18 protein-coding genes are annotated in these 24,366 nt (G+C 74.2%); 7 read left to right on the forward strand and 11 right to left on the reverse strand.

The genetic code is table 11. The features are described from left to right. Window positions 1-132: 132 nt before the first annotated feature. The 7 genes from ACFWE2_RS14285 to ACFWE2_RS14315 form a co-directional block, all read right to left on the reverse strand. Window positions 133-747 (reverse strand): serine O-acetyltransferase, encoded by a 615-nt coding sequence (locus ACFWE2_RS14285; protein ID WP_377224895.1) that lies wholly within the window; start codon window positions 745-747, stop codon window positions 133-135. Then, complete coding sequence (locus tag ACFWE2_RS14290) at window positions 744-1,880, reverse strand: glycosyltransferase family 4 protein (RefSeq protein ID WP_377224896.1); 1,137 nt, start codon at window positions 1,878-1,880, stop codon at window positions 744-746. The genes ACFWE2_RS14285 and ACFWE2_RS14290 overlap by 4 nt, the downstream gene beginning before the upstream one ends. A gap of 19 nt (window positions 1,881-1,899) precedes the next feature. After that, on the reverse strand, window positions 1,900-3,390 hold the full coding sequence (locus ACFWE2_RS14295; RefSeq protein ID WP_377224897.1) for a lipopolysaccharide biosynthesis protein: 1,491 nt from the start codon (window positions 3,388-3,390) through the stop codon (window positions 1,900-1,902). A gap of 11 nt (window positions 3,391-3,401) precedes the next feature. Next, window positions 3,402-4,481 (reverse strand): glycosyltransferase, encoded by a 1,080-nt coding sequence (locus ACFWE2_RS14300; RefSeq protein ID WP_377224898.1) that lies wholly within the window; start codon window positions 4,479-4,481, stop codon window positions 3,402-3,404. Between the two features lie 118 nt (window positions 4,482-4,599). Next, window positions 4,600-6,135 carry a sugar transferase gene (locus tag ACFWE2_RS14305; protein WP_377224899.1) on the reverse strand — a complete coding sequence of 512 codons (1,536 nt, stop codon included), beginning with the start codon at window positions 6,133-6,135 and terminating at the stop codon, window positions 4,600-4,602. A gap of 128 nt (window positions 6,136-6,263) precedes the next feature. Beyond that, on the reverse strand, window positions 6,264-6,530 hold the full coding sequence (locus ACFWE2_RS14310) for a hypothetical protein (protein ID WP_377224900.1): 267 nt from the start codon (window positions 6,528-6,530) through the stop codon (window positions 6,264-6,266). Between the two features lie 79 nt (window positions 6,531-6,609). Then, window positions 6,610-8,637: a DUF4012 domain-containing protein gene (locus tag ACFWE2_RS14315; RefSeq protein WP_377224901.1), complete on the reverse strand. Its 2,028-nt coding sequence runs from the start codon at window positions 8,635-8,637 to the stop codon at window positions 6,610-6,612. A 208-nt stretch (window positions 8,638-8,845) separates the two neighbouring features. Here ACFWE2_RS14315 and ACFWE2_RS14320 point away from each other — a divergent pair, with 208 nt between their 5' ends. After that, on the forward strand, window positions 8,846-9,397 hold the full coding sequence (locus ACFWE2_RS14320) for a low molecular weight phosphatase family protein (RefSeq protein WP_377224902.1): 552 nt from the start codon (window positions 8,846-8,848) through the stop codon (window positions 9,395-9,397). A gap of 73 nt (window positions 9,398-9,470) precedes the next feature. Continuing rightward, window positions 9,471-9,707: a DUF2530 domain-containing protein gene (locus ACFWE2_RS14325; RefSeq protein ID WP_377224903.1), complete on the forward strand. Its 237-nt coding sequence runs from the start codon at window positions 9,471-9,473 to the stop codon at window positions 9,705-9,707. Window positions 9,708-9,827: 120 nt separating this feature from the next. On the opposite strand, the gene ACFWE2_RS14330 is transcribed toward ACFWE2_RS14325, so the two are convergent. From ACFWE2_RS14330 to ACFWE2_RS14345, 4 genes are all read right to left on the reverse strand, one after another. Next, window positions 9,828-13,157, reverse strand: coding sequence for a sacsin N-terminal ATP-binding-like domain-containing protein (locus ACFWE2_RS14330; RefSeq protein ID WP_377224904.1), 3,330 nt, complete (start codon window positions 13,155-13,157; stop codon window positions 9,828-9,830). Beyond that, complete coding sequence (locus ACFWE2_RS14335) at window positions 13,154-13,993, reverse strand: DUF3027 domain-containing protein (RefSeq protein WP_377224905.1); 840 nt, start codon at window positions 13,991-13,993, stop codon at window positions 13,154-13,156. The genes ACFWE2_RS14330 and ACFWE2_RS14335 overlap by 4 nt, the downstream gene beginning before the upstream one ends. A gap of 23 nt (window positions 13,994-14,016) precedes the next feature. Next, the gene (locus ACFWE2_RS14340) at window positions 14,017-14,391 is read right to left on the reverse strand and encodes a cold-shock protein (protein ID WP_377224906.1); all 375 of its coding nucleotides are present in this window, start codon (window positions 14,389-14,391) and stop codon (window positions 14,017-14,019) included. 230 nt (window positions 14,392-14,621) lie between these two features. Further along, a complete protein-coding gene (locus ACFWE2_RS14345) occupies window positions 14,622-15,362 on the reverse strand; it encodes a TetR/AcrR family transcriptional regulator (protein WP_377224907.1) in 741 nt (246 codons plus the stop codon). A 128-nt stretch (window positions 15,363-15,490) separates the two neighbouring features. Here ACFWE2_RS14345 and ACFWE2_RS14350 point away from each other — a divergent pair, with 128 nt between their 5' ends. From ACFWE2_RS14350 to ACFWE2_RS14370, 5 genes are all read left to right on the forward strand, one after another. Beyond that, entirely contained in the window at window positions 15,491-16,411 is a 921-nt protein-coding gene (locus ACFWE2_RS14350) for an NAD-dependent epimerase/dehydratase family protein (protein WP_377224908.1), read from the forward strand. 61 nt (window positions 16,412-16,472) lie between these two features. Continuing rightward, window positions 16,473-19,187 (forward strand): helicase-associated domain-containing protein, encoded by a 2,715-nt coding sequence (locus ACFWE2_RS14355; protein ID WP_377224909.1) that lies wholly within the window; start codon window positions 16,473-16,475, stop codon window positions 19,185-19,187. A 39-nt stretch (window positions 19,188-19,226) separates the two neighbouring features. After that, on the forward strand, window positions 19,227-20,924 hold the full coding sequence (locus ACFWE2_RS14360; protein WP_377224910.1) for a DNA repair helicase XPB: 1,698 nt from the start codon (window positions 19,227-19,229) through the stop codon (window positions 20,922-20,924). A gap of 155 nt (window positions 20,925-21,079) precedes the next feature. Further along, window positions 21,080-23,317 (forward strand): TPM domain-containing protein, encoded by a 2,238-nt coding sequence (locus ACFWE2_RS14365; RefSeq protein ID WP_377224911.1) that lies wholly within the window; start codon window positions 21,080-21,082, stop codon window positions 23,315-23,317. A 112-nt stretch (window positions 23,318-23,429) separates the two neighbouring features. Next, a complete protein-coding gene (locus tag ACFWE2_RS14370; RefSeq protein ID WP_377224912.1) occupies window positions 23,430-24,239 on the forward strand; it encodes a carbonic anhydrase in 810 nt (269 codons plus the stop codon). Window positions 24,240-24,366: the final 127 nt, after the last annotated feature.

The following is a 24,366-nucleotide window of genomic DNA, read 5'->3' on the forward strand; positions in this document are numbered from 1 at the left end:
CTCTGAGATCGGTCGTTTGATTGACCGATCTCAGAGCAAGTGACCGATCTCAGTCCGGACCGCGTGCATCCGACCGATCTCGGTCGGACCGCGGCACCACATGAGGCGCCGGCCGCGCCACAACCCCTCTCGTCAGGGGATGATCCGGGCCGGGACGCCTACGGCGGACGCATCAGCCGGGACGTCGGTGAGCACCACGGCGTTGGCGCCGATCCGCGCCCGGTCGCCCACGCGTACCGGCCCGAGGACGCGAGCGCCTGCGCCGACGTAGACACCGTCGCCGAGGACGGGGTCGCCGTCCTGCCCGGTCCGGGACCGGGCGGCGCCCAGCGTGATGCCCTGCTGCACGCGGGCGTCGCGGCCGACGACCACGCGGGGGCCGATGACGACGCCGGTGGGGTGCCACAGCACCAGCCCTGGTCCGATGCGCGCGGACCAGGCGATGTCCGCGCCGGTGATCGCGTGGTTGAGCTGCTTGAGCACCGAGCCCAGCACGGGGACGGAGCTGCCGGCTCGTGCGGAGGCGCGGTACAGGAACGTCGCGAGGAAGCGCAGCGTGAGGACGGTCGGCAGCACACCGGCGGTGCCCGGGCGACGCGGGTCGTCGCTCGTCCGGTTGGCCGCGAGGTCGGCGAGCAGGCCGAGGGGCCGTGCGTCGTCGGCAACCCGCCCGGTGTCGCTCGCTGTGCCAGACCTCCTGGCCCCCGTCGTCTCGTTCGTGGTGTCGTTCGTCGTGTCGGACGTCATCGCGTTTCGACCAGGCCTTCCGTCATCGAGTCGGCGGGGCGCCCCAGGCCCCAGCGCGGGCGGCCGACGGCACGCGCGGCAGCACTGATCGCCGCGCCGAGCACGTCGCTCCCCGCCGTCCAGTCGTAGGCCGCGACGCGTTCGACGGCGGACTGCCGCAGCCGGTCGCGGTAGCCGCCGTCCGCCATGATCCGGGCCGCCGCCGCGGCGAGGGCTGCCGGGTCGCCGGGCGGTACCACCACGCCGTTGCCGAGGTCGCGCACCACCTCAGCCTGACCGGGCACGTCGGTCGCCACCACCGGGAGGCCGGCGGCCGCTGCCTCGATCACCTTGAACGGCGAGGTGCCCCGCGCGCTCGCCGTGACGGCGCCACGGGTGGCGAAGGCGAGCGTCGCCCCGCCCAGCACGCGCGCGACGTCGGCCCGGTCGAGCGTGCCGCGCCACTCGACACCGTCGGGCCGAGCGGCCAGGACCCGCTCGCGTTCGACGCCGTCGCCGATCACGACGAGCCGCAGCCCGTCCGGCCAGGCCGGCTGCCGGACGGCGGCCACGAGGTCGCCTATCCCCTGCCACGGCGCGAGGTTTCCCACGAAGACGCAGTAGGGCGGCCGTTCGGGGGCACGGCGCGCCGCGGCGAACAGGCCGACGTCGGCGCCGTTCTCCAGGACCGTCACCTCGTGGGCGGGCCGGCCCGTCACCTCGACCACCCAGCGCGCGATGCCCGCCGAGGGCGCGACCACCCGGTCCGCCACGACGAGCGGGCGCAGCGCCACCCACCGCAGGAGGCGGGACCGGCCGATCCCCGGGTGGACCGCCTCCACCTCGGCCAGGACCCCCTGGGCGCAGACGACCGAGGCCCCGCCGCGCAGCCGTGCCGCGACCAGGGCAGGCAGCGCGAACGGGTGCCAGCGCACGACGACGAGCCCGTGCCGCGGCTGCCGCACGGAGCCGAGCAGCAGCCGGACGAGGCGGGTGAGCCGTCCGCCCGACCGGCCGCGCCGGGCGACCACCCGGTAGGGCGCAATGCCGAGCGCGGCCAGGCGCCGCAGCGTCCCGTCCAGGTGCACGCCGGCGGCTGTCGACTCCGCCGCGCCCTCGAGCCACACCAGGGTCGTCCTGGGTCCTGCGCCCATGTGCTGTCTCCTGGAGGTCTCAGGTGCGGGCGGGCTCACGGGCCGCTCCCTTCCGCGAGAGCAGGCGTGCGCCGCGCAGCAGCACGCCGAGGTCGGTCCGGAGCCTGCGCCACAGCAGGGCCTGCAGCGCGACGGCGCCGGCCCAGACGAGAAGGCCCACCGCGAGGGTGGTCCACGAGCCCAGGTCGGCGAGGCGGCTCGCGACCAGCCCGGCGGCCGCGGCGCCGGCGCCGTGGCTCACGAACGCGCGGACGCCGTTCCAGAACAGTGCCCGCGCGGGCGCCTCGGTGACCCGGCCGACCCACCACAGGCCCAGCGGCCACACCACCGCCGTGGAGGCCGCATAGCCGAGCGCCGCACCCGTCATGCCGAAGAAGCTGCCTCCGCCGATCGCGAGCAGCACCACCGGCCTGGTCACCAGCGTGAACCGCAGCAGCGCACCGGTCCGCCCCGCCGACTGGAACACCCAGCCCGGGGCGAACCCCGCTGCCTCGAACACACCGCCGACCGCGAGGATCGCGAAGGCCGGGGCGGCCGCCGACCACCGCTCACCGAGCACGACGTCGACGACCGGTCCCGCCAGTGCCGCCGCCAGCATCAGGGCGGGGACGATCGTGTGCAGCAGGATCGTCTGACCGAACAGGAGGAACTCGCGGTAGCGCACCGGATCGTCGTGGACCCGGGAGAGCACGGGGAGCGCCACGCGGTTGGCCGGCCAGGTGGCCTGCCGGATGGGCAGCGCCATGAGCTGGTACACGCGGCTGTACAGGCCCGCGACGCCCGCGCCGAACCGGACACCGAGGATCGCGGTGTCGATGTTCCGGGTGGCGTAACCGAGGAGCTGCGCGCCCAGCAGGTTCGAGCCGTACCGCACGAACGGTCGCACGGAGACGTGCCGCCGCGGCAGGCCGGGGACCCACCGCCCGGCGGCGACCACCCCTGCCGACATCACGGCCGCCGCGACGAGCTGCTGCGCCACCAGGGCCCAGTAGCCGCCGCCGGCGACGGCGACCAGGACCGCTACGCACAGGCCCGCGACCGGCCCGGCCACGTCCGCGACGGCTGCCGCGCCCAGGCGCATCCCGCGCACGAGGCTCGCCCGGTGCTGCGTCGCCACGGCGTTCAGCAGGAAGCTGAGCGACACCCAGCGGGTGACGTTCGCGAGCTCCGGCTGCCCGTAGAAGGCCGCGACCAGCGGCGCACAGGCGATACCTGCTCCCGTGAGCACCGCACCGATCAGGGTGTTCAGCCAGAAGAGGTTGTCACGCTCGGCGTCGGAGAGGGTCTTCGCCTGGACGGCGGCGTTGGCCAGCCCGAAGTCCCGCACCGTCTCGGCGACGCCGACCAGGGCGAGCACCATCGCCAGGTAGCCGAAGGCCTCCGGAGCCAGCAGCCGCGCCAGGACGACTATCGAGACCGCCTGGACGCCGACCTTGAGCAGCTGGCCGCCCATGGTCACGGCGCCGCCCCGGGCCGCCTGCCGGCCGAGCGGGGCCGGACCAGTTCCCACCGGCGTCCCGCTCACCGGAGCCCGCCGGCGAGATGCGGCACCACCTTGCGGTACGCCTCCGCGTGACGCCTGCCGACCAGCTCCCAGTCGCGCTCGTCCAGGTGGGGGCGGGTCCCTCGTTCGCGGGTCATCCGCGCGACGGCCATCGCCCGCAGGAGGTCGGCCGGCTGGAGCACGCCGTCGTACATGATCACCCAGCCCTCGCCGACCTCGCGGGCGAGCCCGTCGGTCGCGGCGCCGCGCGGCACGAGCACCGGCCGGTCGAGGGACAGCGCGAGCAGCGCGGCACCAGAGTTGTGCATCTCCTGATAGGGCAGCACCACGAGCTCCGCGCGGCGCACCTCGCGCGCCAGCACGTCGTCGGGCACGAACTCCAGCCTGGCCTCTATCCTGCGGTCCGCCGCGGCGACCGCCCTGACGTGGTTCGCGAGCGCCGTGTCCTCCGGCCTGCCGACGATCGTCAGGCGCATCGCCGGGTCGTTGACCGCACGGAACACGTCGAGCAGCCGTTCGATCCCCTTGTAGCGGCGGATCAGGCCGAACTGGAACAGCCGCCCCGGCTCGGGCCGCGTGCCGGGGTCGGGCGGGAAGACGGACCGGTAGTGGCCGTGCGGGATGGTCACGTTCCGCACCCCTGGCGGCAGCGGCGTCGTCGGGTTGAGCCTGATCCACAGCACCGTGCGGCGGTCGAGCGCCGCCAGGAAGGACCGCTCCAGGCGGCCGCCCGACTCGTGGGGCGCGAGGTTGTGCGCCGTGCGCACCACCGGGGTCTCCGTCAGGTCGAGCCGCAGCAGGAGCAGGTAGGCGAGCAGCACCTTCACGAGCCGGCCGGCCGGCGTCCGCTGGCGCACGAGGAACTCCGGCCAGTGCACGTGCAGCACGTCGTACGCGCCGAGGATCGCGCGCGGCCACGAGAACGTGAGGATCTGGATCTCGGGCGGTGCGCCGCCGATCATGTGGTCGACGTACTGCGTGGTGCCGTTCGGGGCGGGCAGCACGTGGAGCACCCGGATCGGTACGCCGACGACGGTCTCGACGTCCGAGGGGTCCGCAGGGTCCTCGGCCCGCCCCCTGCCGCTCGTTGAACGCACCGCTCCCCTTTCCCGCGCAAAACAAATGCCCTCTTGTCGCCCCGAGAAATCGGCGAACCAGCCGACCGGCAATAGTTTTAAATCGTATTGCCGCGCTTAATGCCGCGCATCCGGGCGATCAGTACGCACCGCTCGGTGCGAACACTTCGCGAGCGGTCCGCAGCAAGATCGAGATGTCACCCAGCAGGCTCCAGTTCTCCACGTAGTAGAGGTCCAGCCGCGTGCCCTGGTCGATGGTCAGGTCGTTGCGGCCGCTCACCTGCCACAGGCCCGTCAGGCCCGGCTTGACGAACAGGCGCCGCCGCAGCGCGTCGTCGTACTGGGCCACCTCGAGCGCGACCTGCGGCCGTGGACCGACCAGGCTCATGTCGCCCTTGATGACGTTCAGCAGCTGCGGGAACTCGTCGAGGGAGTACTTGCGCAGGAACCGGCCGAGCGGGGTGACGCGCGGGTCGTCCTTGCGCTTGTAGTAGACGCCCACCTCGCCGTCGAGCACGTCGGTGAGGCTCTCCTCGGCGTCCTGCCGCATCGACCGGAGCTTGTAGAGCGTGAACGGCTTGCCGTTCAGGCCGATCCGCTGCTGCCGGAACATGGCCGGCCCAGGGCTGGTGAGCCGCACGCAGAGCCCGAGGAGCAGCATCGGGACGGCGACCACCGCCGCGATCAGCGACGCGACGACCAGGTCGAACACGCGCTTCATCGCATGCTGGAGGCCCGTGTACCCGGGCGGCGAGACCTGCACCACGGGAACGCCGTCCACCGGTGTGATCAGCATCCGCGGGCCTGCGACGTCCGCCAGCGCGGGGACGACCACGAGCTCGGCGCCCGTGACCTCGAGGTCCCATGCGAGCCGCTTGAGCGCCGCGGGCGTCGCGCTGTCGGACGCCGTCACGGCGACGACGTCGACGTCGATCCTGCCGGCGACCTCTGCGGCGTCCTCGACGCGGCCGAGCACCGGGACGCCGTCGACGGGCGACGGGACATCGGCCCCGCCCGGTATGCAGATGCCCACCACCAGGAAGCCTGCCTCGTGCGCGCGGTCCACACGGCGGCAGAGGTCGAGCACCGCGTCCCGCCCGCCTACGATCAGCGTGCGGCGCTGGAAGCGTCCGTGCGCGCGCTCCGCGTGCAGCCGCGCCGCGAGCACCCTGCGTCCGACGACGAGGAACACCAGGCCGACGGGCAGGGTCACCGCCACGTACGAGCGCGCGAGGTCGAACTTGACGAGATAGCAGACGATCGCGGCGAGGCCGAAGAGCGCGAGGGAGCCCCTCGCGACCCGTACGTACTCCTCACGGCCGGAGCCGAGGATGCGCGGGCTGCGCGCACCGGCGAGACCTATCGCGATCACCCACGCCTCGGCGAGCGCGACGGAGATCAGGACGTACTGGCCGCCGCGCGGCTCGAAGAGGTCGACCTGGACCTGCCGGTCGAAGCGGAGCACGTAGCCGAGGGTCACGGCCGCCACCACTGCCACGATGTCCACGAACAGCGCACGGTCGGTGACGATCTCCTGCCACGGAGCGGCCGGGCCCTTGCGCGGCGCCGGTGCGGTCATCGACGCGGCGAGCCGTGCCGCCTCGTCGTCCAGCTCCTTGAGCGCGGCGGCCTCGCGATCGAGGTCGGCGGCGTTCGGACGGTTCTCGACGGTCAAGGCACACTCCCCCTGGACAGGTACATCGAGGCTGGTGCACTGGGTCCGGCCGCGCGCTGCGCCTCATCCAGGCGGTGAGGTGCGGCGGGTGGCCGATCGGAAGGCCACGAACGGATGGCCCTGGAGGATCAGTTCTGGCGGGTCCGGATCCGGCTGACGACGATCGCGGCCACGCCGGCGACCACCAGCCCGCCTGCGATCGCGAGGTACGGGAAGCTCGTCGGGCCGGTGGCGACGATGCTCGTCCGGCTGTCCGCACCGCCCGTGGCCCCGCCGGTCCCCGCACCGGCGCCCGGCTCGTCCGCGCACTCGGTGACGGCACACGGGTGCTCGCCGTGGTCGGCACCCGCTTCGCCCGCGTACGCGGCTCCGGCCGGCGCCAGCACGACCGTCATGGCGATCACCAAAGCACTGATGAAACGTCGAAGCATTGCCCTGTCCCCTGGATAGTGACTTTTGATCGGCCGGTCGGTGTCATTTTCCGACTGACACTTCAGCAGGTCGTGTACCCGGTGTCGTACGGAGAATGACATCGCCGTCCTGGTGCTTCCCAGTGATAATTGCATAGGTCACAGACACTGTCTCGCCGGGGTGAATTTCTATGTCCTCGAATGCCCTCGACAGCCCGTCGTGCCGCTGCGGCGAGATCCCGGTCTTCTCCGAGTTCTCGAATGCGTCGAGAACGGCGCCGCCGGCAGGCGCGTAGACGATCGAACGGAGCCGGATCAGGCCCGGCTCGCTCTCGTCCTGACCGGCCAGGTGGTCCGGCGGCGAGCCCGCACCGGGCTCGCCGACGCGCGAGGTGTAGGCGACGGTCACCTCGAGCTCGCGCGCCCCGCCGGGCCGTGCGCCCCGCTCGACGACGTCGACGGCGGTGTCGAGGTAGTAGCCGACCTTGGCCGCCTGCAGGCCCTGGGTGAAGACGCCGACCACCGGCCGGGAGCCGTTCACCCCGCGCAGCCCGCCGTCGAGGACCGTGCCCTCGAGCAGGTGCGCCTCCCCCTGGTGTGCCGACCACAGGAGCAGCCGGCCCTCCCGCGCCGCCGCCGCGAGGGCCTCGACCATCCCGCCGGGTTCTCCGGAGCCCTCCGACAACGACGCGAACGCCGACGCCGCGAAGTCGGCGAAGATCAGGTCGGCGTCGTCCGGGGTCTCCGTGAGGTAGATGCCGCCCACGAGGTAGCTCACCAGCTCCTCCCCCAGCAGCCCCGCGCCGGCGCCTGCACGTGCCGACCCGTCGGCCTCGAGGAGCCCGGCCAGCGCCGTTGGATCGACGGACAGCACGCCGTCCACGAGCTGCCCCGTCTCGTGCTCCCACATCGCGCGGGCCATCTCGGCGACCCGTGGGAAGTCTGGCGTCGACGTCACGTTCTGCATCCAGCCGCCGACCGCGTCGTCGAACATCGCCTCCTCGCCCTCCGTCAGTGTGCCGGGCGGCGGCCGGAAGGGCCCCACCTGGCTGGCGTGCACCTGGTCGGTGAGCTCGATCCTGCCGCGGTCGGCGTGCAGCACCAGCACGGTCCCGACGACCCCGCCCAGCGCCCGCGGTTCCGCGTTGTTCTGCACCAGGACGAGGTAGTCCCTCGGTTCGTCGGCGCCCAGCATCGGCGGGATGAGCTGCGCCGCGCGGGCCGCCGTCGCCGTCGACCTGCGCAGGTCGCCGAGCTGCCCTTCCAGGGCGGAGAGGGCGGCGGACACCTGCGGCAGCATCGGCGACCGGTCGATGTCCTCGACGCGCTGCTGCGCGTACCCGACGGACTGGTCGGCGCGCCGCACGTCCGGCGCCACCCCCTCCAGCGGTGCGAGGTCCACGCGGCCACCGTGCGGTGCGAAGGTCGCGGGGTCCGCCACCTCGACGACCGAGGCGAGCTGCGGGAGCGGACCCTGCGCGAGGCGGTCGACCACCGCTGCCATGGTCGCAACGGCTTCCACCGTCGGCCCGACGCCGGGCAGCCGGCTCGCCAGCGTCCAGTGCGGGCCGACCGTCGCCGCCTGGGCGTCCGAGGCATGGTCCTGCAGCTTGGCCACGGTCGTGTCCAGGTGCTCGGTGCGGCCTGCGACGGCGTCGGCCTGCAGCGTGGAGACGCCCCGGGCGGCCTGGGCGAGCGCGTCGCGGGCCCGCACGGCGTCGAGCACCACCCAGGCCATGAGGACCGCGAGGGCTACCAGCAGCCCCGTGACGCTCAGCAGGACCAACTTCAGGTTCCGGCGCCGCCGCCGCGTCCAGTACACCCGCCTCGGCAGCGGCGGCTTCTTCCACGGTGCCGGCGCGGGAGGCGCTGGACGCACCCTCGTGACCGTGGCGAGGCCCCCGGCCCCCGGCGCGGGGTCGCTCGTCCAGGGCTTCCTGAGCGGCAGGACCTTGGCGCCCTCGTCGACGCCGTCGCCCGCCTGCGCACTTCCCGCCTCGACACTGTCCGTCTGCGTACTTTGAGCGGGGCCGCTCACGGGCGAGAACACCGGTGCGTCCGCCCACTTGTCGCCCCATCCAGGATGTGTCACCAGACCCCCCTGATGGCTATGTCCGCACGATCCGCGTCACGTTACCCGCGACCCGTCAAGAGGGCACGGCAGAATTCACCCTCACGCTTTTTTGGGGTGCATTAAGGGGTGATTTAACTTGTAAAGCACCGACAAAGCGGTCGAGGCAAAGTAATGCATGCTTAGAATGGCGCCGGACTAAACAGACTTTTCGAGAGGGGCGTCCCTTATGTCGCTTTCCGTGCTCGCGGTGTGCACGGGCAACATCTGCCGCTCGCCCGCCGTCGAGACCCTGCTGCGCAGCGTCCTCGACTCGTCCGTCACCGTCAGCAGCGCCGGGACGCATGCGCTGGTCGGGCAACCGATCTCCGAGCCCATGGCGGAGCTCCTGACCGCCGGCGGGTTCCCGCCCGCCGCGTTCGCCGCGCGGCAGCTCACCCGAGAGCTCGTCGAAGAGGCAGACCTGATCCTCGCCCTGACCCCGGACCACCGCACCCGGGTGGTCGAGGCGGTGCCGTCAGCGGTGCACCGCACCGTCACCGTCGCCGAACTGGGGCGGCTGTCCAGCACCCTGCCCCCGGGCAGCGTCTTCGGGCAGGACGACGCCGCCCGCCTCGCCACTCTCGTACCCGCCGCGCTCCTCGAACGACCCCACCACGTCGGCCGGCACCACGACGACGAGGTGATCGACCCGTACCGGCGGTCCGCCGAGACCTATCGGCGCAGCTACGACCAGATCCTCGACGCGCTGACCCCGATGATGGCGGCGCTCCGCGCCTGACCGGCGCAGTTCACCCGCGGTCGCACCGCACGTGCCGACGGGCCCGACGGGCCCTTGTCCGTAGACTGGCGGAGTGCCAACGATCCGCTCCCTGCTGGCCCATCCCGAGGAGCGCCGGCCCAGCCCGCCGGCTCCGCGCGCCGACCTCTTCCGGGTCTTCGGCGCGGGCATGGTGCTGTTCGCCGCCGGGCTGGTCGTGACGCTGATCCTCCACCTCACCGGGCGGGGCGGCCTCGAGCCCGTGTGGATCTGCGGCACCGGCATCGCACTCGGCGGGCTCGGCCTGCTCTGGGCCCGCCGCCACCGCTAGCGCTCCCGCCTCCGGCCGCCCCCGCCGCGATCCGCCCGCCCCCGCCGCGGCCCGACTTCGGTCGGTTGCTCTGAGATCGGTCGTTCAACGGACCGATCTCAGAGCAATTGACCGAAGTCATCACTCCCAGACGCGCTCCGCGCTCAGTTCCTCCGCGCGCGCCGGGTCGCGCAGCGCGGCCTCCAGGAGAAGCGGGTCCACGCCCGTGAGCTCGGCCAGCGCCCGGGCCAGGCCCTCGGGCGACACGGCATGTGCGACTCCGGGCCCGCCTGCGTCGGCCGGCGTCTCCGAAACCCACCACGCGACGCGTTTTCCCTCGACGGTCAGCACGTCGTGGCGCTGCCACGTCGGCGGCGCGCCGGGCGCGAGCGCCCGGACCCGCGGATCGAGCTCCACCGCCTCGCCGGGTTCGTCGGGGGCGATATCGGTGTCGCCCTCGAACGGAAGGTCCAGCAGCTCGGCGAGCGCCTCGGCGACGTCGGCCGGGGCGGGGACCACGGGACCGAGCTGGGCCCAGCGTGCCGAGGCGGCGACGGCGAGGTCGTCGACGTGTTCAACGGTGACACCGGACGGCCCCAGCGCGGGCAGCCGGGCCGGGGTGATCGCCCGGGTCTCGCCGCCGCGGGCGAGCGCGGCCAGGCCTGCCCAGACGGCGCGTGCGACGTCGGCGGACACGGTCCTGGGTTCGTCCGCGCGCGGCTCGGGCAACCGCTCCAGCACGGCCGGCCAGTCAGGTCCGGGCAGGTCAGCTAGGTTGTGGAGCCCGCCGAGCGCGGCAAGGACGTCGCCGTCGAGCCCGGCGGTCGCGGGCGGAGCGGGCGGCAGCAGAGGGGTGTCGCCGAGCGCGAACGGCGCACCGACTCGACGCCGCAGGAACCACGCCGTGTACGACACGGCCTGGCGGCCGGGGGCGTCCGGGGAACGCACGGGGGTCAGGAGCGCGCGACGCAGGCCGGGATCGGCCGACACCCGGCCGAGCGCCGCGGCGAGCGGGCCGGGTTCGGCGTCCGTCGCGTCACGCAGCGAGTCGAGGTCCGAGACGGCCTCGACGTCCCCGACCCACGCGCCCCGACCGAGCTCGTCCGCGAGGTGCTCGAGGTACTCGTCCCAGTCGGAGAGCCAGCCGGCGGGGTCGTCCGGCCCGTAGTCGGCGTCGCCGGCGTCGTCACCGTCGGCGGTCACGACGTCAGCGGCCCGGTAGACGACCAGGTCGGCGCGGGCACCGGCGGCGGCGAGGGCGGCCCTCCCCCAGCGTTCGACGACGTCGTCCCGCACCAGGGCGAGGTCCAGGTGCTCGGCCGCCCACGTGCCGAGCAGGGCCGCCTCGCGCAGCGGTACGACGGAGCCGTCCGCGGCCACCGGGAGCTCGCCCAGCCAGAACGGGAGGTCGGCCGAGCCGGTCTCGGCCGCCAGCCGGACCAGCTCGAGCACCGCCACGACCACCTCGGTGGACGTCAGGTCGGCGAGGGCGCCCGGGTCCCGATCGCCCGGATCCGGAGCCGTGCCGGAAGACGACGCGCCCGCCGTCGATGCCGCCGACAGAACGGCCCCGAGGTGCTCGGCGTCGCCGTCGTCCAGCACATCCTCCGCGGCGGCGAGCGCCGTCGATCGGACCGCCGGGTCCGCGAGGAGACCTTGCGGGGTGGTGGGGACGGCGCCGGCGCGTTCGAGCAGCGGATGTGCCGCGTCCGGATGCACGACGCGGACGCCGAGCGCGCGGGTGATCCCGGCGAGGTGTGGTGCGTCGAGCAGGACGGTGCCGCGGGCGCCGCGGGTCACGCGGCCGTCGGCGAGCGGGAGCTGCGCCCCGGCGACCGCCTCGAGCACTGTCGGCTCGCCGGCGTGCGGGGCGATGGCGTCGAGGGCCGCGCGGATCACGCCGGGTTCGGGCGGCAGCGCCTCGACCACGTCCGCGAGGTCGACGGACTCCGCGCCCAGCGAGCGGGCGAGCGCCTGGTACCGCACCGGCACGGTGACCAGGGCCGCGGGGGTGCCGGCGGCGAGCGCGGAGGCGAGGGCCGGGTCCTCGCCGAGCGGTCCGGCGAGGAAGGCCGCGCCCCTCGGCGCGATGCGCGGTGGGGCACCGGGCGCGTCGTCGGCGCCTGCTTCCTGGGGGCGCTCCGGCCCCTGAGCGGGCGTGCCCAGCCGGAGGAGCGGGGTGTCGCGCAGGGCCGCGTCGGCCGCCGCGCGGATCGCGGCGTCGACCTCCCCGGCGGGGAGCCCGGTCGGCACGAGGCCGAGAACCTCGTGCTCGGCGCCGAGCCCGCCGAGGAACGCGGCGTAGGCGCGGCCGGCCTCGGCGGCCACCCGGTCCGACGTCGGGCCCGGGAGCACACCTCGCCGCCCAGGGTCGACGGGGAACGACGCGACGAGCAGGGCCGGGAACGTGAGCCGGACGTCGGTGGGGGTCGGCGCGTGCAGTGCCGCGCTCCCCGCGGCGCGTCCGCCTCTGGTCGGCAGCGCCCAGAGCACCGACCAGTCGGGGCGGCGCGCCTCGGACGGCAGGCCGTCGTCAGGTCCGAGGGCGCCGGACGCGCGGTGCACATGCCACCGGGAACCGACGTCGCGCAGCACGCGCCGGCTCGGCAGCGACGCCGCATCGCGCGGTTCAGAACCCGGCTGACCTGCGAAGTCATCCTCGATGACCACTTCGTCGAGCGCGGGCAGGGCGAGCAGGAGCGCGTCGTCGAGCGCTGCGAGCTGAGCGCGGACGGCGGCGACGGCGTCGGCGTCACGCAGCACGAGCTCGACCACGGTGTCCGGCTCGTCCGGCGCCGTCCCGGGTGCGGGGAACGGCAGCCGCAGCACGGGCAGCGCGTCGCCGCGGGACCGAGCTTCGTCCCGGAGCGCTGCCGTGCGGCCGGCGTCTGGCGCGAGGTCGGCTGTTTGCTCGCCGTCTGGCGCGACCTCGGCACTCCCAGTCCTGAGCCCCAGCTCCGCGCGCGTCGCGGCGAGCGAGAGGCGCACGCCACCGGTGCGCGAGCGGACGACCACGTCGTCGGACACCGAACGGACGGCGGCGAACCCGACGCCGAACCGCCCCACGGCACGCGTCGGGTCGCCGGAGCCCGTACCTGCGTCGGCGACAGCACCGGCGGCGGCCCCGACCTTCCCGGAGGCACGGAGGGATGCCAGCGACGCGACGCCGTCGGCGTCGAGCGGCGCACCCGTGTTGGCCGCGACGAGCCGCACGCCCGCGCCGTCGTCGCCCGGCCCACCTGCGCCGGACCCGTCCGGCTCCAGCCGGAACGTCAGGCGGCCGGGGACCCCGGCGCGCGCGGCGGCGTCCGCGGCGTTCTGCGCGAGCTCGACCACCACCCGGTCGCGGTAGTAGCCGCGGGCGTGGTCCTCCTCGGAGTTCGCGTCCTCGCGGAAGCGCGTGGGCGACGCACGCCACGCCTCGGTCACCGCGCGCCGCAGCGCGCCGGTGCCGAAGGGGTCGCGGGTCACGCGGAGGGTTCGTCCTCGGCCGCGGTCTCGTGCGGCTCGACCCGCGAGACGGGCTCGATCTCGTGCTCGTCGATCAGCGGCGCGGGCGCGGGCCAGTCGGTCGGGTGCTCCTCGACGTCGGTCTCCGAGTGCGCGCCGCAGCCGTGGTCGAGCGAGACGACCTTGCCGTCGTCGGGCGACCACTCGTTGGCGCACACGCCGAAGAGCTGCCCCATCGAACCGGACAGGGGGATGAGGAACGCGCAGGTCATGCACTCGGCGGCCGCCGCGACGGCGCCCGCGGTGGTGGGGCCGCGCGTGCCGCGGTACCAGCGCTCGGCGGCCTCGGCCCTGCCCTGCGGGGAAAGCACGCGGGCGCGGGCGAGCGCCAGCTCGTCGATCGCGACCTCGTCCACCTCGGGGTCACCCGTCGGGGTGTACCCGGGCTCGAGCCGCGGGTCGTCGGCGCGGAACGGCAGCACGTCACCCGGGCCGACGTCGCCCGGGCGCAGCCGCTCGGACCACGGCAGCCATGCCGGGGCGAGGATGGCCTCGTCGCCGGGCAGGAGCTCGACCTCGCTGATCGTGGCGGCCCGGCCGCGCGGCACGCGCGTCACGGTGACCGTCCAGTGCCAGCCGCGGTACCCCCGCATGGTCGCGTTGAAACGGTGGGAGACCACCCGCTCGTCCTCGAAGAAGGTGCCGAGGTGCTCCCCGACGTCCTCCGGTCGCTCGGCGACCTCCTGTGCGGCGGCGCGCGCGAGCTCAGCGGCACCGTTCAGGACGGCGTCTCGGCTCGCGCGGGCGGCGATCCGCCTGGCGAACGTTCGTATGGCGGGCGCGATGGTCGTGACCATGTTCCTCGGGACCTCGTGTGGTTTCAGGCGTCGAAGTCGTCTGCGACCTTGCGCAGCATCTTGGCGAGCAGCTCCGGGTTCTTCGGATAACGCCCCTTGCGAAGATCATTCGCCACGCGGTCCAGCATCTGCGTCAGATCAGCGACGATCACAGCCATGTCGTCGGCGGGCTTCCGCTTCGCCTTTGCGACCGACGGCGCGGAGTCCAGCACCTTGACCGCGAGCGCCTGGGGACCGCGGCGGCCGTCGGCCACCCCGAAGTCCACCCGCGCGCCCGGCTTGGGGACGACGCCGTCGGGCAGCGCGGAGGCGTGCAGGAATACCTCGCCTCCGTCCTCGTTGGCGATGAAACCGAAGCCTTTGTCGGTGTCGAACCACTTGACCTTGCCGGTGGGCACTGCGACCTTCTTCTGTGCTTGTCGATACTGCTCAACGAAACTGCTCGGGTAACTGCAGGTGACTGCTCGGGGATTGCCCGGACCGGCCCTGGCTGCTGCGAGCTGAGCGCGCCACCTGGGACCGGAAGCACCAGGTTACCGGGCGGAACCGTGCCGCGTCGCATGCATTGAGCACTCTTCGCCCGCGCGTCCTGCCCGGCGCCTCGTCCCGGAGGGCCGTTTGCGGGGTTTCAGGCCTGTATACCCAGGTCCGCGGCGAGGCGTAGCGCCACCTCGTCCAGCCATGCCTCGGGATCAGCGATCGAGCCGACCTGGTGCCCGAACAGCTCGAACGAGATCACCCCGAACAGCTCGGTCCATGCCATGACGGCGCGGCGGACGGTCTCCGGTAGCCCGGCGCCCGCCGGGCCGGCGCTCTCGATGAGCCCGTGCCGCGCGATGAAGGCGAGCGCGGGCGCGACGGTCCCCGGGTCCGCCGCGGCGCCCGGACCGGTGGCCGGCACCACCGGCGGGCGCGCCCCGGCCGTGTAGGCGTCCCCCACTATGCGGATGAGCACGCGCACCACCCGCGTCGCGGGGTCGACGGTGTCCCGCGGCGCGGCGTAGCCGGGCACGGGTGTGCCGTAGAGGAGCCCGAACTCGCCCGGGTGCGTGACGCACCAGGTCCGGACGGCGCGGAAGGTGGCGAGCCAGCGCGCGGTGACGTCCGACCGGTCGGCGACGGCGGCGTCCGCGGCCTCCGCGGCGGTGCCGAGCTCGTCGTACGCCTCGATGAGGAGGGCGGTGAGCAGCGCGTCGCGGCTCGGGAAGTACCGGTAGACGGCCGAGGAGACCATCTCGACGTCGCGGGCGACGGCGCGCAACGACAGCCCGGCGGCGCCGTCGGTGGTCAGCCGTGCGCGGGCTGAGTCGAGGATCTCGCGGGTGATGGCCTCGCGGGCGAGGGCGCGTGCGGTTCGGGCCGGGCTCATGCGCTCCAGGGTGCCACCGATGGATCACCGCACACAAACGTGAGCACTGCTCTTGCCAAGCCCCACCCGCTCGTGCCACGCTTGCGGCACGCAAACGAGAGCACCGCTCTCAGAATGGAGCAATGATCATGACTGACCGCCACCTCATCGTCGGCGCGGGCCCCATCGGCACCCACGTCGCGGCCCTGCTGGCCGAGCGCGGCTCCCGCGTCACCGTCGTGAGCCGTTCGGGCCGCAGCACCGGGGTCGACGGCGTCTCGCACCTCGCCCTGGACGCCTCCGACGCCGACGCGCTCTCCCGCGCCGCCGACGGCACCGACTACCTCTACAACTGCGCCAACCCCGGCGACTACACGCAGTGGGAGCGTGTCTGGCCCTCGCTCGCCGCGTCCCTCCTGTCGGCCGCGGAGCGCTCCGGCGCCGTCTACGCGATCACGGGCACGCTCTACCCGTACGGCCCTGTCGACGGCCCGCTCTCCGAGGACCTGCCCGACGCCGCGACCGACCACAAGGGACGCCTCCGCGCCCGGATGTGGGCGGACGCCAAGGCCGCGCACGACGCCGGCCGGCTGCGCGCCGTCGAGATCCGCGGCTCCGACTACATGGGGCGCGGCGTCGGCGGCAACGGGCACATCTCGCGCCAGGTTCCCACCGCGCTGCGGGGCAAGCGCGCCGTGATGATGGGCCGCACCGACCTGCCCCACACGTTCACCGACGTCGCGGACGCGGCACGCACCCTGGTCGCCGCCGCGGAGGACCCCGGCGCCCACGGCTGGGTCTGGCACGTCCCGAGCAACGCGCCACGGACCCAGGCGCAGGCCCTCACCGACGTCCTGGCGAGCGTCGGCAAGCCGCCGGTGAAGATCTCCTCCCTGCGCGGCGCCGCCCTCGGCGCCACCGCCCTGGTCTCCCCGCTCATGCGGGAGATGCGCGAGATCATCTACCAGTGGGAGCGCCCGTACGTCCTGGACGACACAGCCGCCCGCGCCCGCTTCGGCATCACTCCGACGCCGTGGGAGGAGGTCTGCCGCCGCACGGCGCGGATCTGAAGCCGTCCCGGGTATGGACCGGCCGAACTTCCGGCCCGGAAACCCGCGTAGCATCGTCAGGATGGCCTCCTCGCTCCCCGCAGCGCCGGCGGCGGCCACGCGGCACTTCGCCGACGACCTCCGGCAGCGCTCGGACACCGCGCTCGCCGCGCTCCTGCGCGCCCGTCCTGATCTCGCCGCGCCGTCTCCCTCCACCCTGCGTTCGCTTGCGGCCCGTGCCTCCAGCCGCACCTCGCTCGAGCGGGCGCTCGCCCGCTCCGACGCCCTGACCCTGCAGGTGCTGGAGGCGGTGCTCGCCCTGGAGCCCGTCTTCCGCGTGCCGTCCGGCTCCCCGGCGGAGGGCTCCGACGGTTCGCCTCTCGCCGGGCCGCTCAGCGCGGAGGTCGTCACCTGGGCGCTCGGCGGGTCGGCCGAGGACGGCCCCCGTGTCGATGCCGCCGTCCGCCGGGCCGTCGAGCAGGCGCTGCTCTGGGACGCGGGCGGCGAGTACGGCACCACGCTCGACCTGCGCACGGTCCCGGGCCTCGACGAGCTGCTCGGCCCGAACCCCGCGGGGCTGGGGCCGCACCTCGACCCCGTCCCGGCCGGGCTGACCGAGGCGGTGGACCACGCGCTCGGGTCGGCCACCGGCCGGACCGAGACGGCGGCGGCGCTGGGCGCGCTCCTGACCGACGCGCCGCCCGGTGCCCGCGCGATCCTCGACGCGCTCGCCTGGGGTCCCCCGGTCGGCGTCGTGCCGCCCGCGGGCACCCGGCCGCGGGACGCCGTGAACTGGCTGGTGACCGAGCATCTGCTGGTCCGGTCGGACGCCAGGCACGTCGTGCTGCCGCGCCTGGTCGGGCTGGCGCTCCGCGACGGGCACACCCATCGCGAGCCGCGCACCCTGCCGCCGGAGCCGCGGGGCAGGCCGGTACCGACAGCCACCGCCGACGCCGAGGCGGCGAGCGCGGCGCTCGAGCTCGTCCGCCGCGTGCGGCTGCTCCGGCAGTCCTGGGACGAGAGCCCTCCGTCGGTCCTGCGCGCGGGCGGCCTGGCCGTGCGCGACCTGCGCAGGGTCGCCGCCCAGCTCGAGACGGACGAGCGGGCGGCGGCCTTCGTGGTCGAGGTCGCCGCGCTGGCCGGCCTCGTCCGGGACGACGGCGAGGCGCCGCCGTCGTACGTGCCGACCGTCACCGACTGGGACGAGCTGGACGACGCCGCCCGCTGGGCTCGGCTCGTCGAGGCCTGGCTCGCCTCCCGACGGGCACCGTGGCTCGTGGGCTCCCGCGACGACAAGGGGGCGCTCCGGGCACCGCTGTCACCCGACCTGCAGCGGCCGTGGGTACCCCGGCTGCGCAACGGCGTGCTGGGCGTGCTCGCGGCCGAGCCGGCCGGTGCCACCGTCCTCGCGCCGGCACCCGAGGACGTGGTCGAGGTGCTGACCTGGCACACGCCGCGGTCCGTCCCGCCGGCGACCGCCGTCGAGGGCCTCCTGGTCGAGGCCGAGTGGCTGGGCGTGACAGGGGCGGGCGCACTCTCGACACCGGGCCGGGCCCTCCTCACCGCCCCGCCCGACGTGTCAGACCCACAGGTCACCCGGGTGACCCGTACGTCTGACATGTCGGCGGGCGATCCCGCTGAGGCGCTGCGCGCCGTCCTGCCCCACGAGGTGGACGAGATCCTGCTCCAGGGCGACCTGACGGGGATCGTCCCCGGCCGCCCGTCGCGCGGGCTCGCACGGCTGCTGGAGCGGTCGACGGACGTCGAGTCGCGGGGCGCCGCCACCACCGTGCGGTTCAGCCCGGCGTCCGTCACGCGGGCGCTCGACCAGGGCGAGACCGCTGACGGCATGCTCGACGAGCTCGCTCGCCGCTCCCCCGTTCCGGTCCCGCAGCCCCTGGAGTACCTGGTCCGGGACACCGCGCGGCGACACGGTGCGGTGCGGGTGGGTACCGCGTCCTCCTACCTCCGGGCCGCCGACGCGACGGTGCTCGCCGGTCTCGAGCACGACCCGACGCTCGTGGGCCTCGGCCTGGTGCGGCTCGCGCCGACAGTGCTCGCGGCGTCCGTCCCCGCGGCCGCCCTGCACGAGGCGCTGCGCAAGCGTGGCCTGGTCTCGGCGCTCGAAGGACCGGACGGGCGCGTGCTCGTCGCCCGCCGGGGCGTGACGGGCCGGGCGATGCCTGCTCCCCGCTCGGCGGCCGCCATCCGGATGGGCGCGGGCACCACCTCCGAGGTCGTCGACCGCAGCCCCGACCCGGAGGCGCTGGTCGCCGAGCTGCGCGCCGTGGAGGAGGCGGCGCGCGCAGGGGCCAGGGCCCGGGCCGACGCCGCAGAGGTCGCGCGGTCGGTCTCGACGTCCGGCGGCGGCATCCCGCTGCGCGGGTACCGCGTGGTCAGCGCGGTGCCGGCTCCGCCGGAGCCGTCGGCGGACCGGCCGCGGCCGGGTGCCCTGGAGCCGCTCGCGGCCGCCGACGCGCCGTCCCTCGACCGCCCGGCGACGCCCGCGGCGGCCGTCGGCGCGGGCGCGGCGCCCAACGGCACGGGCACCCCGGAAGAGGACCCGGGAACACAGCACCCCGCTGACGGGTTGGCACTGCTGCGCGACGCGCTCCGCGACGGCACCACGGTGATCGTCGAGGTGGCCGGCCACACCGGCCGGCTGGAGCGCCGCGAGCTGAAGCCACTGAACCTCGACGGCGGGCGGCTCCGTGCTCTCGACCCGGATCGAGAGGCCGAGCTGACGATCGCCGTCCACCGCATCGCGTCGGTCCTGCCGACGTCGTCCACGCCGTAGGCGCACCAGCAGGACCAGAGCAGAACTGAGGGAGACCCCATGCCCGACGGCCCGTTGATCGTGCAGAGCGACAAGACGCTCCTGCTGGAGGTCGACCACCCGGACGCCGAGAGGGCGCGGCGCTCGATCGCGCCGTTCGCCGAGCTGGAGCGCGCGCCGGAGCACGTGCACACCTACCGCCTGACGGCGCTCGGCCTGTGGAACGCGCGCGCGGCCGGCCACGACGCGGAGCAGGTGGTGAGCACACTCCTGGAGTTCAGCCGCTACCCCGTGCCGCACGCGCTGCTGGTCGACGTCGCCGAGACGATGGCCCGCTACGGGCGCCTCGTGCTGGCGCAGGACCCTGCACACGGCCTGGTGCTGCGCACCACCGACCGGGCGGTCCTCGCGGAGGTGCTGAAGTCACGGCGCACCGCGGGCCTCGTCGGCGAGCGGCTGGACGAGTCGACGGTCCTCGTGCACCCCTCCGAGCGCGGCCACCTCAAGCAGGTGCTGCTCAAGCTCGGCTGGCCGGCGGAGGACCTGGCGGGCTACGTCGACGGCGAGAAGCACCCGATCCGGCTCAGCCCGGTCACCGAGCCACGGAGCGAGCACGAGCAGGCCAAGCCGTGGGAGATGCGGCCCTACCAGGCGCAGGCCGTCGACGGGTTCTGGCACGGCGGCTCGGGCGTGGTGGTGCTGCCCTGCGGCGCCGGCAAGACGATCGTCGGCGCGGGCGCGATGGCGAAGTCCGGGACGACGACGCTGATCCTGGTGACCAACACCGTGAGCGCCCGCCAGTGGCGCGACGAGCTGGTGCGGCGCACGAGCCTCACCGAGGACGAGATCGGCGAGTACTCCGGCACCCGCAAGGAGATCAAGCCGGTCACCATCGCCACCTACCAGGTGCTGACGACCAAGCGGAAGGGCGTCTACACGCACCTCGAGCTCCTGGACGCCCGCGACTGGGGCCTGGTCCTGTACGACGAGGTCCACCTGCTGCCCGCCCCGGTCTTCCGGATGACGGCGGACCTCCAGGCCCGCCGCCGCCTCGGGCTGACCGCCACCCTGGTGCGCGAGGACGGCCGCGAGGACGAGGTGTTCAGCCTGATCGGGCCCAAGCGGTTCGACGCGCCGTGGAAGGACATCGAGGCGCAGGGCTACATCGCGCCGGCCGACTGCGTGGAGGTGCGGCTCACGCTCCCGGAGAGCGAGCGCATGACGTACGCGACCGCCGAGCTGGAGGACAAGTACCGGCTCGCCGCGTCGGCGTCGGGCAAGAAGAAGGTGGTGGAGCAGATCGTGGCGCGCCACCCCGACGACCAGGTGCTCGTCATCGGGCAGTACATCGACCAGCTCGAGGAGCTGGCCGAGCACCTCGACGCGCCGATCATCACCGGGGCGACCACCAACAAGGAACGGCAGCGGCTCTTCGGGGCGTTCCGCGAGGGCGAGATCTCCCGCCTCGTGGTGAGCAAGGTCGCCAACTACTCGGTGGACCTGCCGGAGGCCTCGGTGGCGATCCAGGTGTCGGGTTCCTTCGGGTCGCGGCAGGAGGAGGCGCAGCGTCTCGGGCGCATCATGCGGCCGAAGGCGGACGGCCGCACGGCGCACTTCTACGCCGTGGTCGCACGGGACACCGTCGACCAGGACTTCGCGGCACACCGGCAGCGGTTCCTGGCCGAGCAGGGTTACGCCTACCGCATAGTCGACGCCGAGGACCTGGACGGGTCACCGGCGGATCACACGGCCTCCTGACCGGCCGGACGTGGCATCGGCCCGCTGCTCAGCAGGGCCATGACCGGGCTGTGAAAATGCGCTTCACGCTGGGCGTTTACCTGGGGATTCGTTGCAGATCCGCAACGTCACGCTCTCCGATTGCGTGGCCTTGAACCCGGGGTGACTATCAGGACGTGATCGAGTCCCCAGCTAGGCACGAGCATCAGCACGATCCCAGTACCCGGGCATCCGGGGGCTGGGCGATCGTGGCCTTCGCCGGCCTTGTCGGTGTCGTGCTGGCGGCGACCTCCCAGGCCGCCAACGCCACGGTCTCCATGCCGTCCGATCCGATGCCGTCCGTCTCGCCGCGGCTGTCCGCGGCGACCCAGGCGCAGCTCATGTCGGACGTGCTCCCCGCGTCGCCGCCGATCACCCTCACCGACCAGGTGACGGACGACGCCGGCGCGCTCAGCGACGCCGAGCGCCAGGACGTCGACGCGGCCCTCGACCGGCTCGCCGAGGAGTCGGACCTGCGCATGTTCGTCGTGTACATCGAGAGCTTCGACGGCACCGAGCCCGTGGACTGGGCCAACGCGAGCGCCAACCAGTCGGGCCTCGGCCCGGACGACCTGCTGCTGGCCGTCGCCACCGTCGACCACGAGTTCGGCCTGTCCGTCGACACCAACGTCCCGCTCACCACGGCGCAGCTCCGCTCGATCGACAGGGCGGTGGCATCAGCGGTCGAGGACGAGCGCTGGGCGCCCGCAGCCACGGACGCCGCCGACGCCGTCCGGCGGGCCGGCACCGGCGCGACCGACCCCCTCCTCGTCGCCGGTGTCGCGGTGGCCGGGGCGCTCGTGCTCGCCGCCCTCGGTTACGTCCTGTGGCGCTTCGCCCTCCCCCGGGCCCTCCCCCGGGCCCTGCCCCGGCTGACCCGGCTCACCGACCGCTCGACCACGGCCGGCGGCCCGGTGCCGGACGAGCTCGCCGACCTGCCCCTCCCCGAGCTCGACGAGCGCGCGTCGGGCACCCTGGTCCGCATCGACGACGCGCTCAAGACCTGCGAGCAGGAGCTCGGCTTCGCCCGCGCGGAGCTGGGCGCCGACGCGACGCGGGACTTCGAGCTGATCCTCGCGCGTGCCGCCGCCGACGTCCGGCAGGCCTTCGCGATCCGGCAGGAGCTGGACGTCGCCACGCAGACGGCGGACACGCAGGCCGACGGCGCCCCGCCGGCCGACGACCACGAGGCCGACGAGTACCGCCCGGTGCTGGGGGACGCCGAGCGGCGCGCGCGCCTGACCCGGGTCATCGCGCTGTGCGAGAGCGCCGCCGACACGCTCGACGCCCGCACCCGTGCGTTCGACGACCTGCGCCGGCTGCAGCAGCGCACGCCCGAGCTGCTGGCCGACGTCGTCGCACGGGAGCCGGAGGTCACCGACCGGGTGGCCGCGACGCGCGCGACCCTCGAACGGCTCGCCGGGCGGTATCCGGCGGAGGCGCTGGCGATGGTCTCGGGCAACCCGGAACAGGCCGAGCTGCTGCTGGTCAACGCCAAGGCGGCGGTGTCAGCCGGGCGCTCCGCCCTGGAGGCAGGGCAGAAGGCCGTAGCCGTCGCGCACGCGAGGGGCGCGCAGAACGCGCTCGGCCAGGCGGTCGTGCTGCTCGACGCCGTCGACGCCACCGCGGCGCACCTCGACCGGGCGGCAGGGCGGCTCGACAAGGCGATAGCGTCGCTGACCCAGGACGTGGTCGCCGCCAGGACCGTCGAGGGCGACTTCCGGGTGACCCTCGCGCGCACCGCCGCACAGGCCTCCCTCAAGCACGTCGAGGTCACGCGGGAGGGCGGTGACCCGCTCGCCGGGCTGCAGCGCATCGCGGCAGCGGAGGCCGCGCTCGATGCCGCCCTCGCCGGGACCCGGGACTTCACCGAGGTCGCGGCCCGGGCGTCCGCGCTGCTGCGGGACACCCTCGGCCGGGTCGAGGAGCAGCTCCGGCAGACCGCCGACTTCGTCGCCACGCGCCGCGGGGCCGTCGGTTCGCCCGCACGGACGCGGCTCGCGGAGGCGACGAGGCTGGCCGACGCCGCCCGCTCGCTCCAGCCGGCCGACCCCGCCGCGGCCCTCGGGGAGGCCCAGCGCGCGAGCAAGCTCGTGCAGGAGGCCGCGCGGCTCGCCCGCGCGGACGCGGACGCCGCGGTGATCGCCGCCCAGGCGAAGGCGGACGCGAACGGCTCGGACGCGAACGGCCCCATCACGGGCGGCATGATGCTCGGCGGCATCCTGCTCGACCCGAAGGTCGTGCGCTCCCGCAGGCACGCCGCCACGGCACGGATCGGCGGCGGGTTCGGCGGCGGCGGGTTCGGCGGCGGACGACCCGGAACGCTCCGGCGCCTCGGCACGGTCCGTGCCTGGTGGCCGACGCCCGCGAGATAACGCGTCGTACGTCACATCCGGGTGGGTGCCTCGGGCAAGGGGATCGGGAGTAATTTGTCCTGCCGGTCTCCTGGACCTGGGCGATCGGCTGATCCCCACGAGAGGTAGCCACATGAAGAAGCTCACCCTGCCCGTGCTCCTGCTCCTTGCCCCGCTGCTCGCGTCCTGCGCGGCGGGCAGCTCCCCCGGTGACGCGACGTCGTCCGCTCCGCCGCCGGCCGAGCACGCCGCAGGCGAGGTGCACTGGTCGTACGACGGCGAGGAGGGTCCGGAGGAGTGGGGCCACCTGGCCAAGGACTTCGCGGAGTGTGAGGCGGGCGACGCGCAGTCGCCCATCGACCTGCCCGACCACGCCACCGAGAAGCTGACGGCCCACCCGAGGATCTCGTCGTCGCCGACGGTCGGGAAGTCGGTCGACACCGGGCACACGATCCAGCTCGTGCCCGACGGCGACGCGTCCGAGATCGAGTGGAAGGACAACGAGTTCGACCTGGCCCAGGTGCACTTCCACATGCCGTCGGAGCACACCGTCGAGGGCAAGGCGCTGGACGCCGAGTTCCACTTCGTCCACACGACCGAGGACGGACAGGCGCTCGTGCTCGGTGTCCTCGCCAAGGAGGGTGACGAGAACGAAGCATGGCAGCCGTTCATCGACGGCGCGGCCGAGCCGGGCTCTGACGAGCTGCCGATCGACGTCGCCGCGATGCTGCCGACGGACCCGACGTTCGAGGAGTACGCGGGCAGCCTGACGACACCGCCGTGCACCGAGGGCGTCGACTGGGTCGTCTACCACGAGCCCATAGAGCTGTCGGCGGAGCAGATAGCGGTCCTCAAGCAGACCTACGACAACAACGCCCGCCCGATCCAGCCCCAGGGCGACCGCGAGGCATACGAGGGCACGGTAACGCTCTCGAACGACTGACACCCCCGTTGAGTGCTGGATATTCGCCCTTCCAGCGCGCCTGGAGGGGCGAATAAAAAGCACACAAACCGTGGGGAGGGGGGCCCGCGCCACGGATGGGGGGGGGGGGGAAGGCAGGGTGGGGGTG

This window comes from Promicromonospora sp. NPDC060271, assembly GCF_042726755.1.
Lineage (GTDB): Bacteria > Actinomycetota > Actinomycetes > Actinomycetales > Cellulomonadaceae > Promicromonospora.